The sequence below is a fragment of the Acidobacteriota bacterium genome (assembly GCA_003225175.1).
Lineage (GTDB): Bacteria > Acidobacteriota > Terriglobia > Terriglobales > Acidobacteriaceae > Gp1-AA112.
In genome coordinates this window covers 16706-29311 of the sequence record QIBA01000071.1, presented here as the reverse complement: position 1 = coordinate 29311, position 12606 = coordinate 16706, and the positions used below count along the sequence as shown (strand labels likewise).

Below are 12606 nucleotides of genomic sequence, written 5' to 3'. Positions count from 1 at the left end.
GCTGGGCGAGCTAGCCCGTCGCTCCTTTTTCTGCATTCCTTCCGACTGCTTGCTAGAATCCCTCCGGAATGGCGATCTCACCGGTTAGAAATCCGCTCAATGCATTCCGCCGGGTGCTCTGGATCGGTCTCGCGCTTTTGGTCCTTTCCGCAATTGGAACAATCGGTTTTCACTTCGTCGAGGGCTGGAGCTGGCTCGACAGCCTCTTCATGGTCGTTATCACGTTCAGCTCTATTGGCTATGAAGAGGTGCATCCACTGAGCCGAGCCGGCCGGGAGTTCACCATTGTTCTCATCGGTTGTGGAGCAGTCATGGTCGCGCTTGGCATCGGGACCCTGACGCAGGCTCTGTTAGAATTCGAGCTTCTTCAGTTCTTCGGCAGGCGCAGAGTGGAGCGGCAAATCGCTGGTCTTTCCGGACACTACATCATCTGCGGCGCCGGACGGGTAGGCCGCAGTGCAGCTCGCGAACTGGCTCGCAAGCCTGTACCGTTCGTGATCATCGAGAAAGATCAAACCAAAGCTGAGGGATTGCCGCACGAGTGGCTTGCAGTGATCGGCGATGCCACGCAGGAGAGCACGCTGATCGCAGCGCGCATCGACCGCGCCGCCGGCCTGGTGGCAGCAACTACTACGGATGCCAGCAATATTTTCATCGTCCTCAATGCGCGCAGTCTGAATCCGACGCTGAAAATCATCGCTCGCGCTAGTGAGGAAGAATCGGCTAAACACTTGGCCAAGGCTGGCGCGAATTCGGTAATCTCGCCGTACGCATTTGCTGGACATCAAATCGCCCAAGGGCTCCTTCGGCCCAATGTGGTTGATTTCCTGACTCTGACTACCGGCCGCGATGGCGGACACGAAATGGTCATCGAAGAAATTGCAGTGGCGGGCCGCTCTCCTCTTGCGGGAACTACCGTAGGAGAGTCAGGAATCCATCGCGATTACGGAATCATCATTCTGGCCATCAAGCACTCCGACGGCAACACTTCGTTCAATCCAGGAGCGCGCGACGAAATTCGACCGGGCGATTACTTTATCGCAATGGGAGAGCCTGCGAGCATGTCCAATCTCGAGCTGGCAGCCGGCAATCCGCAATGAAGATCGTTAGCGCCCCTGAAATGCAGGACATCGACCGGCTGACCACCGAGAGACACAAAATTCCATCTCTCACGTTAATGGAGAATGCCGGGAGTGCCGTCGCACGGTTTGTGTTACGGCAACACCCCAAGGCACAGCAGATCATCGTGATCTGCGGCAAGGGCAACAACGGTGGAGATGGATTCGTCGCAGCCCGCAAGCTTCATGAGGCCGGCAAGCAGGTGAAGGTTTTGCTCCTGGGAGCAATCGAAGACGTTAAAGGCGATGCAAGTGAGATGCTGAGGCTAATGCCGGTGCTCCCAACCGGATTGCGATCTCCGGAAAAAGTTACCAGCATTCGTCCATTATTGGACTCTGCCGACCTGATCCTCGATGCTGTTTTTGGAACGGGTTTTCACCCACCGCTTCCCGAGCTGGCCGCGAAGATATTCGAACACATTCAGCGCTCGAGTGTGCCAGTTGTTTCTGTGGACGTCCCCTCCGGGATCGACGCCGACTCCTTCACCGTCAATCAGTCAGCTGTCTGCAGAAGCAACGCCGTTGTCACTTTTACTGCACCCAAACCTGGAATCATTTTCACCGCACTGACGCGCGGACCGATTGTCGTAGCCGGTATCGGCTCCCCGGAAGAAGTCATTGAGTCGAAGCTCGGACTCGAGTGGAACTCTCCACCTTCTGTCCTCAGTAAAGAGCGTCCCCTGAATTCCAATAAGGGACTTTATGGTCATACCCTGGTGATCGGTGGTTCTGTCGGAAAATCCGGCGCTCCAACCATGGCCTCAATTGCAGCCTTGCGAACTGGTGCGGGACTTGTGACCTGCGCGGTTCCGAAGAGCATACAGCCCGTTGTAGCTGGAGCGATTCCCGAATTGATGACTGAACCTCTGGACGAGAACGCAGCCGGAGCGATCTCAGAGCGAGCTCTTGACGAGCCTGAGACATCCGCGTTGCTCCAGCGGAAGAATGTCGTTGCCGTTGGTCCAGGCTTGAGCCGAGATGCTGAGACTGTGCGGGCGGTTCGCAAGTTCGTCGTGCGTTGTCCCCTGCCGTTGGTTGTTGACGCCGACGCGCTCAATGCGTTCGAAGGAGAGAGCAAATTACTGGATGGCAGCAACCGGCCTCTGGTGCTCACTCCACATCCAGGCGAGATGGCCCGTCTGATCGGAAGTACAGTTAAGGAAATAGAAGCGAATCGCATCGAAGTCGCGCGCAGATTCGCACGCGAGCACCACGTTATTTTGGTTCTCAAAGGCTGGCGAGCGCTTATCGCTGACCACCGTGGCGAGATCTGGGTGAACACTACCGGGAATCCGGGGCTTGCTAAAGGTGGAAGCGGCGATGCCCTCACAGGCATGATCGCCGGTCTCATCGCTCAGCATTCAGATCGCATTGTGGATGCGGTCCGCGCTGGAGTCTATTTGCATGGACTCGCGGCAGAGGCGGCGCTCGCAAGTCAAACCGAAGAAACTATGCTTACCAGCGACGTAATCGCTGCGCTTCCCTCCGCCTTTCGCATACTTCGAGAGCCTTCCGACGAATTCACCTGGATCCAACGCGGGGAGCAGCGTGGGTGAGCGCAAAGCGCGAATTCCACACTCGTTCGTCAGAAGAAACCATCGCTGCTGGCCGCCAGCTCACGCAAGATCTCACGGCAGGACAAATGATCATTTTGCGAGGCGATCTGGGAGCTGGGAAAACGACACTGGTAAAGGGTATCGCTGAGGGCTTCGAGGCTGCGCGCCAGGAAGATGTCACCAGTCCAACCTTCACTCTAGTGCACGAGTATCGGGGACAATCGGTCACACTCTTTCACATTGACCTGTACCGAATTGATACAGAGCGCGAACTTGCGACTTTGGGGATCGATGACCTACGCTCAGAACCCGGGAGCATCCTGCTGGTGGAGTGGGGAGAAAAGTTCGACAAAATTAAGACCGAATGTGATGGAGAGATATCGATCGACAGAACTGGGGAAAATGAAAGAAGGATTGTTTATCGCCGGTAGCACAATCACTATTTCTGCCGCGGTTCCGTCTTTCTCAAAACGGTGACAAGCAAAAATATTCCGTTAATTACTGAGAACGCGATAAAACCCAACATGACGTATAACACCTTCACGTGACGCAAAACCGCAAGGATTGCTGCCGCCACAAGAATTAGATCGACGATCACGAAAACGGTCAGTTGCTTTTTGGGCATAATGCGAAGATGACACTCCAGCAGTCAGCGCTTACTCAGAACCCCATGATGTTGTAGCCGCAATCGACATAAATCGTCTCGCCCGTGATTCCCGTACTGAGATCGGAAGAGAGATATAGCGCGGTATCGCCTACTTCGCTTGTTTCCACGTTGCGCTTCAGCGGTGCGCGTTCCGCATGCGCCTTCAGCATGTCTCCTAAACCTGAAATTCCCCGGGCAGCCAACGTCTTGATGGGACCGGCTGAAATTGCGTTTACACGGATCTTCTGCGGCCCCAGATCAGCAGCGAGATACCGAACCGAAGCTTCCAGTGCGGCTTTCGCAACGCCCATTACGTTGTATCTAGGCACAACTTTTTCGGCGCCGTAATAAGTGAGCGTAATGATGCTTCCGCCTTCCGTCATCAGTGGCGTGGCCGCGCGAGCGACCGCGATCAGGGAATACACGCTGATGTCGTGAGCAATGCGAAAACCTTCCCGCGTGGTAAAGATAAAATCATTCTTCAATTCGTCGGCGGGAGCATATGCAACGCTGTGGACCAGCGTGTGCAGCTTGCCGTAGCGTGACTTGAACTGCTCGAACAGTTGATTGATCTCCACGTCGTTCGAAACGTCGCACTGAAATGCCGCAGCTCCGGGAAGAGCTTCTATGAGGTCTTTCGCTTCCTGTGCAAGGCGTTCGTTCTGATAGGTAATAGCCAGGGTTGCACCAGCCGCCTGTAACTTCTGCGCGATCGCCCAGGCAATGCTGCGTTTATTGGCAATGCCAAAAACGACCGCTACCCGACCTTGCATGTTGATCATCCAGTGCTCCGAGAAACTTCTAAGAATAACAGAGGCAATTTTCACCGCGAGTTTGTTGTTCGTCACTCCGAAACGCCGCGTCACTACCGCGGGGATCTATAGAAGACCATTGAGGGCCTCGCGCAGGGATTCCTCAGCGCCATAAACCGGCGGTTCGGAATGACGAACAAGAAGAATGTTCTGCCTGTCCTGTATGGCTCCGTAGTGAAATCGGCAATTGCCTCTGGCCGCACTCTGCGTTCATAATCCAGAAATCGAGGTGAGCCATGCCTTCGGATTTCGATCAGACAAGACGCAAGCTGGATGAAGCAGCATCTAAGATTGAGCAGGAGATCAGGAGTGTGATCCAGCATTTGAACGATCACGTTGTGCCAAAAGTGCGAACCGAGGGAACGCAGGCCCTGCGCAACGTTGCCCAGGAACTGAAAAAGCTTGCTGACCGGTTGGACAACTCCAAGAAATCGGCCTCGCGGCAGAAATGAGAACAACTCGTCTTCTTATACTCGTATTGTTCTTGCCTCTGCTTTCGGGCTGCGGCCATAAACAAGCTACGGTGAGCGTTCCACCTCCACCAGAGCTCCCCCCGCAAGCGACGGTCACAACGCCGCCGCCGCTGCCCTCGCCGGCAAATCGCGACACGACAACCACGAACGCACCGGTTCCAGCGACACCGGTTCCTATTACGCCAAACGAAAAGCCTCTGTACACGCAATTGGGACTAGCGAGTTGGTACGGTGCGCCATATCACAACCGTCGCGGCTCAAATGGACAGCTTTACGACATGCATGCGATGACCGCCGCACACCGAACGCTCCCATTGAACAGTCTCGTTCGTGTCACCAACGTCAAGACCGGGAGTTCCGCAGTGGTACGCATCACTGATCGTGGCCCATTTATTGGCGAGCGCATCGTCGATCTCTCGATGGCTGCGGCCAAGGCTATTGATGTGTGGGGACCGGGTACCGCCTGGGTAAGAGTCGAGTTGCTCGAGACTCCTGCCCCTCTTGACACTGGCGGAAAGTGGGCCGTGCAGATTGGCGCCTTCGACACTCGAGAAGCTGCGTTGCAAATGGAGCAATCTGTGATCGACCGTTATCATCCCGCGAATGTACTCGAGTTTGCTGGACCGACAGGCGAGTGGGTCCGCATACGCGTGCAGAACGACGACCGCCAACTTGCCGAACAGATTTCGCAAAGTATTACCACTCCCGAAGGCGGAGTCTTCCTCGTGCGATTAGACTAGAAGCCGGGTAGAGACGCAGCATGCTGCGTCTTCGCTATGCTGTCCAGGCAAATAGAGGAACGGAGATGGATTGCCTTTTCTGCCGCATCATTCGCGGTGAGATTCCCGCTAAGAAAGTCTATGAAGACGCGGAAACTTTCGTCTTCGAGGACATCAAGCCGCAGGCTCCCACACATGTGCTGATTATTCCGAAGAAACACGTTGTTGGACTCCGGCAAGCAAAGGCTGAAGATGCCGCAATCATTGGCAAGCTTCATCTTGTAGCCGCGCAGATCGCGCGCGAGCGAAATATCGAGAATAGCTATCGAACCGTGTTCAACGTTGGGCCCGGCGCCGGACAGTCAGTATTCCACCTGCATCTGCATCTCCTGGGCGGACGGCCTCTAAGCTGGCCTCCAGGATAATGCGGCAGCATCATGCTCCGTTTGTTATTAAGCGCCCGCAAACATCGCATTTAAGTCTGCATACTTCACTGCATCCTCGGCGAAGGTAAATGTTCCTGAGGCCTGCATCTCCCGCGCAGCGCGGAGAAAGGCGCCCAACGCTGATCGAGCCAGCGCGGAGCCCACGCTGATTCGCTTCACTCCAAGTTCCGAAAGTTCGGCCAGACTCAGTTGCACGCCCTGAAGTCCCATAATGACATTGAGCGGACGATCCACGGATCGAACTACTGTTCGGATGTCGTCCTTGGTTTTTAGTCCTGGGGCAAAGAGCACATCAGCGCCTGCTTCCTGAAACGCCTGTAACCGCGCAATCGTATCGCCTAAATCAGGACGTCCCACAATGAAATTCTCTGATCTTGCGGTTAGCGTGAATGCAAATCCAAGCGAATGCGCAGCCTCAGCGGCAGCACGTACTCGTTCGGCTGCGAATGAGATCTCATAGGGCGCATTTCCACCACCTTGACGTACATCCTCGATGGAGCAGCCGGCCAGGCCGGCTTTCGCGGCCAGTCGAACTGTATTTGCGACGTCGCTCGGGCTATCTGCATAACCATTTTCCAGATCCGCGCTGACGGGCAGATCGGTAGCAGCGGCCAGTGCCGCGCAATGCGCGAGCATCGTATCCCGATCGACAGCGCCATCGGATTTGCCAAGAGAGAATGCAAATCCCCCGCTCGTAGTGGCTAACGCCGCAAATCCCAGCGACTGCAATAATCGCGCTGTCCCCACATCCCACGGATTAGGAATGATGAACGCACGATCGCGCTGATGCAGCCCGCGGAATACTTTTCCTTTTTCTGCTTGAGTAGGCATTGGAGGGCTCCGCGATTATTCTATGGTCAGCGGATCGGCATCGTTTCGCCATTTCTCGAAACGCAAAAAGCTGATGGGACAAGTCGCTGCCGCGCAGCCAGATAGCGGCTCAGATGGGTTTGGTTGAAACACATGCAAGGTCAGCAACAAGTTGCATTGGACAAATCGCGCACGAGCTTCCTCCTTCGTTGTCTTCACACGACCATTCTCTGCCTGTTGCAGCTTTCAAGCTTAGCCGCACAGTCAGCCGCAACCCAGAGCACCGAACACAGAAAGACCAGCACACCCTATGCCGGCGACCTTTCGATTTTCGAGAATCCGGAGCGAGACCAGAAGCTCCAGATTCAGCGCGTCATGGACATTCTCGGCATCCATTCAGGAACCAATGTCGCGGATATCGGCGCAGGTTCCGGCTGGTTCACGGTAAGAGCAGCAAAGCGCACGGGAAACGACGGCACCGTGTATGCCGTCGACATCAATCCCGAATCGATCAAGTACATCGACGATAGAGTGCAAAAAGAACGATTCCACAATGTGAAAACCATTCTCAGCACGCCGGATGATCCGAAGTTGCCTCCCAACAGCGTGGATTCCGTTTTGATACTGAAGACCTACCACGAGATCGCCGCTCCTGTAGTCTTGCTGGAAAACTTGCGAAGGTCGCTTCGCAGCAGCGCCCGTCTCGGCATCATCGACCGTAACGGCAACGGCCAAGATCATGGTGTTCAGAAGGACGTTGTAATAAAGGAAGCCGCGCAAGCGGGTTATCGCCTGGTTGAACAATACGACTTCGTAAAACCCGACCGCGAGGATTACTTCCTCGTCTTTCAGCTCAACTCAGATCAGGCGCAGGAACGCTCCCTAACCATCGTCACCGACTATGCATTTGACGGTCGCGGCAAGGTGCTGCGTAACTTAGAGATTGAAATCCGCGGAGACAAAATTGTTTCAATTCGGAAATCTGGCGGCAACAGCAGTCGTCCGAACTACGATCTACGCGGTTTCACGGTTTTGCCTGGATGGATCGACAGCCATACGCATCCTACATGGCATTTCGGGCCGAACGGGCACTTTGGCGAGAAGGACGAGCTGCCCGAGAGAGCGACGCTTGAGGCCGAGGGCAACGCGTGGCGTACGCTGCTGGCGGGCTTCACGACCATTCAAAGCCTGGGATCGCCGGAAGACGTGCCGCTGCGCGACGCGATCAATCGCGGCGTCGTGCCTGGACCGAGAATTCTGACGGCGGTCAATCCCCTCACCGACGAGAAGCTCACTCCCGATCAGATCCGCGAGTTCGTCCGCAAGGTGAAAGCCGACGGCGCCGACGTACTAAAGATTTTTGCTTCGAGCAGCATCCGTCAGGGTGGAGGTCAAACGCTCGGCAACGAGCAGCTCAAAGCCGCCTGCGACGAAGCTCGTGCGCAAGGTATGCGCTCCGTGGTGCACGCTTACAAAGATGCGGTGAAGGCCTCAGCCGACGCCGGCTGTACCGAAGTGGAACACGGCAGCCTTACCACCGACGATAATCTGCGCAACATGGCGAGTCACGGCACCTGGTTCGATCCGCAGGTTGGGCTGGTGATCCACAATTATCTGGATAACAAAGAAAAGTTTCTCGGCGCGCCCGGCTACACCGAAGAAGGCTTCGCCAAGATGCAAGAAGTCCTTCCACTCAACGTGGAAATGTTCAAGCGCGCGCTGAAGACTCCCGGGTTGAAGATCGTCTTTGGGACCGATGCCGTGGCCGGAGCCCACGGTCGCAATGCCGAGGAGTTCATCTATCGAGTCAAGGACGGCGGCCAGGATCCCATGGCAGCCATGGTCTCAGCCAACTCCCTCGCCGCGCAAGCCCTGAATCTGGACAAGGAAATCGGCTCACTCAGTCCAGTCATGCAAGCGGACATCATCGCCCTGGATGGCGATCCGACCAGGGACATTACCGCAGTACGCCGAGTGGTGTTCGTGATGAAGGGCGGAGTCGTGTACAAGGACAGACGATAGCGTAAAGCCAAAGCTGTTCTTGGATTTGATCTTGCCGATACTGGTACATCCCGCACTCATTTTCTAGGTTCCACATTGGAACCGGCAGCAAGAGGATGGGCCCGCTCGTCCGACCACTCTGATAAACTCTCGCGCATGGCTGATCGGCAAGACCTGATTGCCACGCTCAAAAAGCAGACGGAAATCGATTTTGTTCCAGCGACACCAGGCGGAATCGATCAACTCAGATCTCTGAAAGTACCGAAAGAAGCAATCGCGTTCTACCGTGAGGCCGAACCGGTTCTTTGCGCTGAGATTGATGGTGTTCGCCTGTGGCCGATCAAGAACATCATTGAGGAGAACACCGACTATGTCCCTGGCTGTTACATCCGTGAGCATGGATACCTTGTCTTCTCAACGACGCTTTTCGGAGATACATTTTGTTTCGATTTGAACGCCGCGTCGCCGGAAACCGGAACGCCCGTCGTGCTCATTGCGCATGATTGGTTCTGGGAGGAGATAACGGCAGAACAGATCGCACAGCTCAAGAAACCAACAGCCGTTAATTTTGAGGCATTCTTGGAGGCGTTCCTAGCCGACAGCATCGACATCGATCCCAATTACCCGTCAATGTGAGGTAGCGTTTACCCGCATTTGATCTTGCGAATCCTGAGCGAATCGAAGGAGCCAGTGTTCGATTTTGGATTGCTGCACCCTGCGGAAGCTGAATTCATGTGGCATATTTTCCGGTGCATCTTCGCGCAAGTCCAAAATGGGCGTTGGCTGCTGACCTACTGCGGGGAAAGAGGACATAAGGGTTCGAATCACGAGGATAATATCCCAGACCGTCGCGTCGTTGGACGTTACTCATGTGTGAAAGAAACGGAACAGCCTGATCTGCCCCGTTTCAAATCGACACAGATTCTAGAAAAATAGGGCAGGTCAGGAGCCTGTCGGAGATAGATTTTCTGGAACGAAGAATCAACAACTTGCAAGGAGTGCTGTGTCTTTAAGTTGTTGATTCCTGGTTCGGGAATCTTTTACTCCGACAGACTCTCAGGCTGTCCCTCTTTCTACCGCCGAAACGGTTTGTGCTGAAAAGAAATCGGAAGATTCGTTCAAAACCGGGCGATTAGGATGGCGTACTCAGGTGAGCTTCGATAGCCTCACTTCATTGACCTAGTAAAGTAAAGAGAGCCTGCGTTCACCGCTCTAGTTTTTGAAGGCGTCTGAAACAGCAAACCTGATTATTAAAGGAGTCAATCATGAAAATCGTAGTGATCGGCGGCACTGGACTCATCGGATCAAAGCTCGTCAACAAGCTTCATGAACAGGGGCATGAAGCAGTAGCGGCAGCCCCCAACACTGGGGTCAACACCCTCACGGGCGAGGGACTGGCCGAAGCGCTGAAGGGTGCATCGGTGGTCGTCGACGTATCGAACTCTCCCTCTTGGGAAGACGCGGCGGTGCTGAATTTCTTCGAAACATCAACGCGTAACCTTCTCACCTCTGAAGCTGCCGCAGGCGTCGGACATCACGTTGCACTATCCGTCGTGGGGACCCAGCGGCTGTCCGAAAGCGGTTACTTCCGCGCCAAGATCGCTCAGGAGAAATTGATTAAGGAATCGTCAATCCCCTACTCGATCGTCCAGGCAACGCAGTTCTTCGAATTCGTCAAGGGTCTTGCCGACATTTCCATGGTTGGCGACAAGGTGCATTTGCCTCCTGTGCTCTTCCAGCCAATGGCTGCCGACGATATCGCGACTCTTGTAGGCAGGATCGCGGTAGGGACGCCGGTAAATGGCACCGTCGAAATAGGAGGGCCGGAACAGTTTCGTATGGACGAACTAGTCCGGCGGCGTTTGGCCCAGCTCGGAGATCCTCGTGAAGTCGTCGCTGATCCGAATGCGCTCTACTCTGGGGCGAAGATCAACGACAGAACACTGGTTCCGGGTGATAACGCGCGACTCGGCGAGACCCGCTACGAAGCTTGGGTGAATCAGACCACAGCTGAGATTCCTCATGCGAAATCGCATCCCGCAGCATGATGCGGTGGCTGCCACTAGCGGCTAGCAAAAACCGTGAAACCGCAGCGGCGCGTGGCTTCCAGCTAACACACCTGCAATTCATGCCGCGTATAGCATCGGTCAAACGAAAGGTGACCTTATGACGTTCACAAAGTTAATTCTGGTGCTCGCATTTCTGATGTCCGGCACGCTGGTAGCACAGGAAGCTAAGGTAACGGAGCTCCTGTCGAAAGACCTGACAAACCTTCCTGGCAAAGAAGGCCTGATGCTCATCGTGGATTATCCGCCGGGAAGTGTAGACCCAATACATCGGCACAATGCCCATGGATTTATTTATGTGCTGGAAGGCTCGATCGTGATGCAGGTGAGAGGCGGAAAGGAAGTTACGCTGACACCAGGTCAGACCTTCTACGAAGGCCCCGATGATGTTCACGTCGTGGGGCGGAACGCAAGCCAAACCAAACCAGCGAAATTCGTGGTGTTCTTCGTGAAGGACAAAGGCGCTCCCGTGTTGGTACCCGCCAACTAAATCAAAACCGCAAGCATTTCCATTTCGAAAAAAATCAAGGAGGAAATTTGTATGAGCACACTTACGGTGAAAGATGGCACGACAATCTACTACAAAGACTGGGGCGAAGGCCCGGTCGTCACGTTTTCACACGGATGGCCGCTGAACTCGGACATGTGGGACGGCCAAATGCTTTTCCTCGCGCAGAACGGTTTCCGAGTCGTCGCGCACGACCGGCGTGGCCATGGCCGGTCCAGCCAGGCCTCGTCCGGGAACGACATGAATGGGTACGCCGACGATCTAGCCGCGGTCATTGAGACGCTCGATCTCAAGGACGTGACTCTGGTCGGTCACTCCACGGGCGGAGGCGAAGTGGCACGTTACATCGGACGGCACGGCACAAAGCGGGTTGCCGCGGCCATTCTGATCGCTGCTGTGCCGCCGCTCCTGGTGAAGTCCGCTTCAAACCCGGAAGGCGTCCCGATCGAGGTGTTTGACGGAGGGCGAAGCAGTCTTGCCAAAGACCGTTCACAATACTACAAAGACTTTGCCGCAACCTTCTATGGCGCCAATCGAGTAGGTGCGAGCGTTTCGCAGGGGATACTGGACCAGTTCTGGCTGTGGAGCATGCAGAGCGGTCTCAAGAATGCCTACGACAGCATCAAGGCATTTTCCGAGACCGATTTCACCGAGGACCTCAAGAAGTTCGATGTGCCCACGCTGGTGATGCACGGGGAGGACGATCAGATTGTGCCGATCAAAGATTCAGCGAAGAAATCGGCGAGGCTCATCAAAGGAGCACAGGAAATTTACTATCCGGGTAGGCCTCACGGCCTAACGGCTACGCACCCGGATGAAGTCAACGCCGACTTGCTGAAATTTCTGAACTCGGTTCAAAAAGCTCGCAGGACGGCAGCCTGAATCTTGACGCCGCGGCAGATCGGATTTCTTTGCCGATCTGCCGGGCGTGAGGTTCTGACAAATCGGTCTGTAGGGAAATGATCGACAACTCCCGAGAGATGCTGCGATCCAGCTCGATGGTTAACGCGCAGAAAGAGGTTCAAAATGGAAGATCTATTCGTCGGTGATCGCATCAGTCTGACATTCGATGACATACCTGGTGATGAGATAACTGCCACTGTATGCCGCACGTTGTCTGATATGGAGGAGGGGCTTGGGCCAGAGAGCGAAGACTATATCTGTTCCTGGTTAGAAATCAGTCGTGAAGGAGAGACAAGCGGAGTGATAGACAATGTGCTGTTGATGACGAACGGCCGCTATTCGCTTGACGGACAGTTCGTCACGATCCGCAAGATACGCGCGAGTAATTCTCCATCAACCATTGCATCTTGAGAGTCGCGCCACCTTTTATTTCTTTTTTGAGAAAAAGGAAACTGGGGACGGCCTGAGAGCCTGTCGGAGTGAACGATTCCCGAACCAGGAATCAACAACTTACAGACACAGCACTCCTTGCAAGTTGTTGATTCTTC

At 54.9% G+C, this 12606-nt stretch carries 16 protein-coding genes; 13 read left to right on the top strand and 3 right to left on the bottom strand.

The genetic code is table 11. The features are described 5' to 3' along the window. Positions 1-68: 68 nt before the first annotated feature. From DMG62_20785 to DMG62_20775, 3 genes are read left to right on the top strand one after another with little or no spacing between them, the layout of a single operon-like run. Positions 69-1100, top strand: coding sequence for a potassium channel protein (locus DMG62_20785; GenBank protein ID PYY20980.1), 1032 nt, complete (start codon positions 69-71; stop codon positions 1098-1100). Continuing rightward, complete coding sequence (locus tag DMG62_20780) at positions 1097-2674, top strand: bifunctional ADP-dependent NAD(P)H-hydrate dehydratase/NAD(P)H-hydrate epimerase (protein ID PYY20979.1); 1578 nt, start codon at positions 1097-1099, stop codon at positions 2672-2674. Before DMG62_20785 ends, DMG62_20780 begins: the two co-directional genes overlap by 4 nt. Beyond that, positions 2671-3105: a tRNA (adenosine(37)-N6)-threonylcarbamoyltransferase complex ATPase subunit type 1 TsaE gene (locus tag DMG62_20775; protein ID PYY20978.1), complete on the top strand. Its 435-nt coding sequence runs from the start codon at positions 2671-2673 to the stop codon at positions 3103-3105. The genes DMG62_20780 and DMG62_20775 overlap by 4 nt, the downstream gene beginning before the upstream one ends. An 8-nt stretch (positions 3106-3113) precedes the next feature. Here the strand turns inward: DMG62_20775 and DMG62_20770 are convergent, their stop codons facing one another. Both DMG62_20770 and DMG62_20765 read right to left on the bottom strand, forming a co-directional pair. Then, entirely contained in the window at positions 3114-3299 is a 186-nt protein-coding gene (locus DMG62_20770; GenBank protein ID PYY20977.1) for a hypothetical protein, read from the bottom strand. 35 nt (positions 3300-3334) lie between these two features. After that, the gene (locus DMG62_20765) at positions 3335-4102 is read right to left on the bottom strand and encodes an NADH-specific enoyl-ACP reductase (GenBank protein PYY20976.1); all 768 of its coding nucleotides are present in this window, start codon (positions 4100-4102) and stop codon (positions 3335-3337) included. 266 nt (positions 4103-4368) lie between these two features. Between DMG62_20765 and DMG62_20760 the strand changes: the two genes are divergently transcribed. The 3 genes from DMG62_20760 (at position 4369) to DMG62_20750 (ending at position 5749) form a co-directional block, all read left to right on the top strand. Further along, complete coding sequence (locus tag DMG62_20760) at positions 4369-4584, top strand: hypothetical protein (protein ID PYY20975.1); 216 nt, start codon at positions 4369-4371, stop codon at positions 4582-4584. Then, complete coding sequence (locus tag DMG62_20755; GenBank protein ID PYY20974.1) at positions 4581-5345, top strand: septal ring lytic transglycosylase RlpA family lipoprotein; 765 nt, start codon at positions 4581-4583, stop codon at positions 5343-5345. Before DMG62_20760 ends, DMG62_20755 begins: the two co-directional genes overlap by 4 nt. A 65-nt stretch (positions 5346-5410) precedes the next feature. Continuing rightward, complete coding sequence (locus tag DMG62_20750; protein ID PYY21036.1) at positions 5411-5749, top strand: histidine triad nucleotide-binding protein; 339 nt, start codon at positions 5411-5413, stop codon at positions 5747-5749. 27 nt (positions 5750-5776) lie between these two features. On the opposite strand, the gene DMG62_20745 is transcribed toward DMG62_20750, so the two are convergent. Beyond that, positions 5777-6601 (bottom strand): 2-methylisocitrate lyase, encoded by an 825-nt coding sequence (locus DMG62_20745; GenBank protein PYY20973.1) that lies wholly within the window; start codon positions 6599-6601, stop codon positions 5777-5779. A 771-nt stretch (positions 6602-7372) separates the two neighbouring features. On the opposite strand from DMG62_20745, the gene DMG62_20740 reads away from it, so the two are divergent. The 7 genes from DMG62_20740 to DMG62_20710 all read left to right on the top strand — a co-directional run bounded on the left by DMG62_20740 (position 7373) and on the right by DMG62_20710 (position 12469). Further along, complete coding sequence (locus DMG62_20740) at positions 7373-8602, top strand: amidohydrolase (GenBank protein PYY21035.1); 1230 nt, start codon at positions 7373-7375, stop codon at positions 8600-8602. Between the two features lie 135 nt (positions 8603-8737). After that, on the top strand, positions 8738-9217 hold the full coding sequence (locus tag DMG62_20735; protein PYY20972.1) for a hypothetical protein: 480 nt from the start codon (positions 8738-8740) through the stop codon (positions 9215-9217). An 18-nt stretch (positions 9218-9235) separates the two neighbouring features. Then, positions 9236-9517 carry a hypothetical protein gene (locus tag DMG62_20730; GenBank protein ID PYY20971.1) on the top strand — a complete coding sequence of 94 codons (282 nt, stop codon included), beginning with the start codon at positions 9236-9238 and terminating at the stop codon, positions 9515-9517. 329 nt (positions 9518-9846) lie between these two features. Next, the gene (locus DMG62_20725) at positions 9847-10629 is read left to right on the top strand and encodes an NmrA family transcriptional regulator (protein ID PYY20970.1); all 783 of its coding nucleotides are present in this window, start codon (positions 9847-9849) and stop codon (positions 10627-10629) included. 118 nt (positions 10630-10747) lie between these two features. Continuing rightward, complete coding sequence (locus DMG62_20720) at positions 10748-11137, top strand: cupin (GenBank protein PYY20969.1); 390 nt, start codon at positions 10748-10750, stop codon at positions 11135-11137. 51 nt (positions 11138-11188) lie between these two features. Continuing rightward, complete coding sequence (locus DMG62_20715) at positions 11189-12037, top strand: alpha/beta hydrolase (GenBank protein ID PYY20968.1); 849 nt, start codon at positions 11189-11191, stop codon at positions 12035-12037. A 144-nt stretch (positions 12038-12181) separates the two neighbouring features. Continuing rightward, positions 12182-12469: a hypothetical protein gene (locus DMG62_20710; protein ID PYY20967.1), complete on the top strand. Its 288-nt coding sequence runs from the start codon at positions 12182-12184 to the stop codon at positions 12467-12469. Positions 12470-12606 lie beyond the last annotated feature (137 nt).

Excerpts from the sequence above, each read along its gene's own strand:
- DMG62_20720 (PYY20969.1), top strand. The coding sequence starts at position 10,748 with ATGACGTTCACAAAGTTAATTCTGGTGCTCGCATTTCTGATGTCCGGC.
- DMG62_20715 (PYY20968.1), top strand. The coding sequence starts at position 11,189 with ATGAGCACACTTACGGTGAAAGATGGCACGACAATCTACTACAAAGAC.
- DMG62_20725 (PYY20970.1), top strand. The coding sequence starts at position 9,847 with ATGAAAATCGTAGTGATCGGCGGCACTGGACTCATCGGATCAAAGCTC.
- DMG62_20770 (PYY20977.1), bottom strand. The coding sequence starts at position 3,299 with ATGCCCAAAAAGCAACTGACCGTTTTCGTGATCGTCGATCTAATTCTT.
- DMG62_20755 (PYY20974.1), top strand. The coding sequence starts at position 4,581 with ATGAGAACAACTCGTCTTCTTATACTCGTATTGTTCTTGCCTCTGCTT.
- DMG62_20760 (PYY20975.1), top strand. The coding sequence starts at position 4,369 with ATGCCTTCGGATTTCGATCAGACAAGACGCAAGCTGGATGAAGCAGCA.
- DMG62_20785 (PYY20980.1), top strand. The coding sequence starts at position 69 with ATGGCGATCTCACCGGTTAGAAATCCGCTCAATGCATTCCGCCGGGTG.
- DMG62_20710 (PYY20967.1), top strand. The coding sequence starts at position 12,182 with ATGGAAGATCTATTCGTCGGTGATCGCATCAGTCTGACATTCGATGAC.
- DMG62_20780 (PYY20979.1), top strand. The coding sequence starts at position 1,097 with ATGAAGATCGTTAGCGCCCCTGAAATGCAGGACATCGACCGGCTGACC.
- DMG62_20735 (PYY20972.1), top strand. The coding sequence starts at position 8,738 with ATGGCTGATCGGCAAGACCTGATTGCCACGCTCAAAAAGCAGACGGAA.
- DMG62_20745 (PYY20973.1), bottom strand. The coding sequence starts at position 6,601 with ATGCCTACTCAAGCAGAAAAAGGAAAAGTATTCCGCGGGCTGCATCAG.
- DMG62_20765 (PYY20976.1), bottom strand. The coding sequence starts at position 4,102 with ATGATCAACATGCAAGGTCGGGTAGCGGTCGTTTTTGGCATTGCCAAT.
- DMG62_20750 (PYY21036.1), top strand. The coding sequence starts at position 5,411 with ATGGATTGCCTTTTCTGCCGCATCATTCGCGGTGAGATTCCCGCTAAG.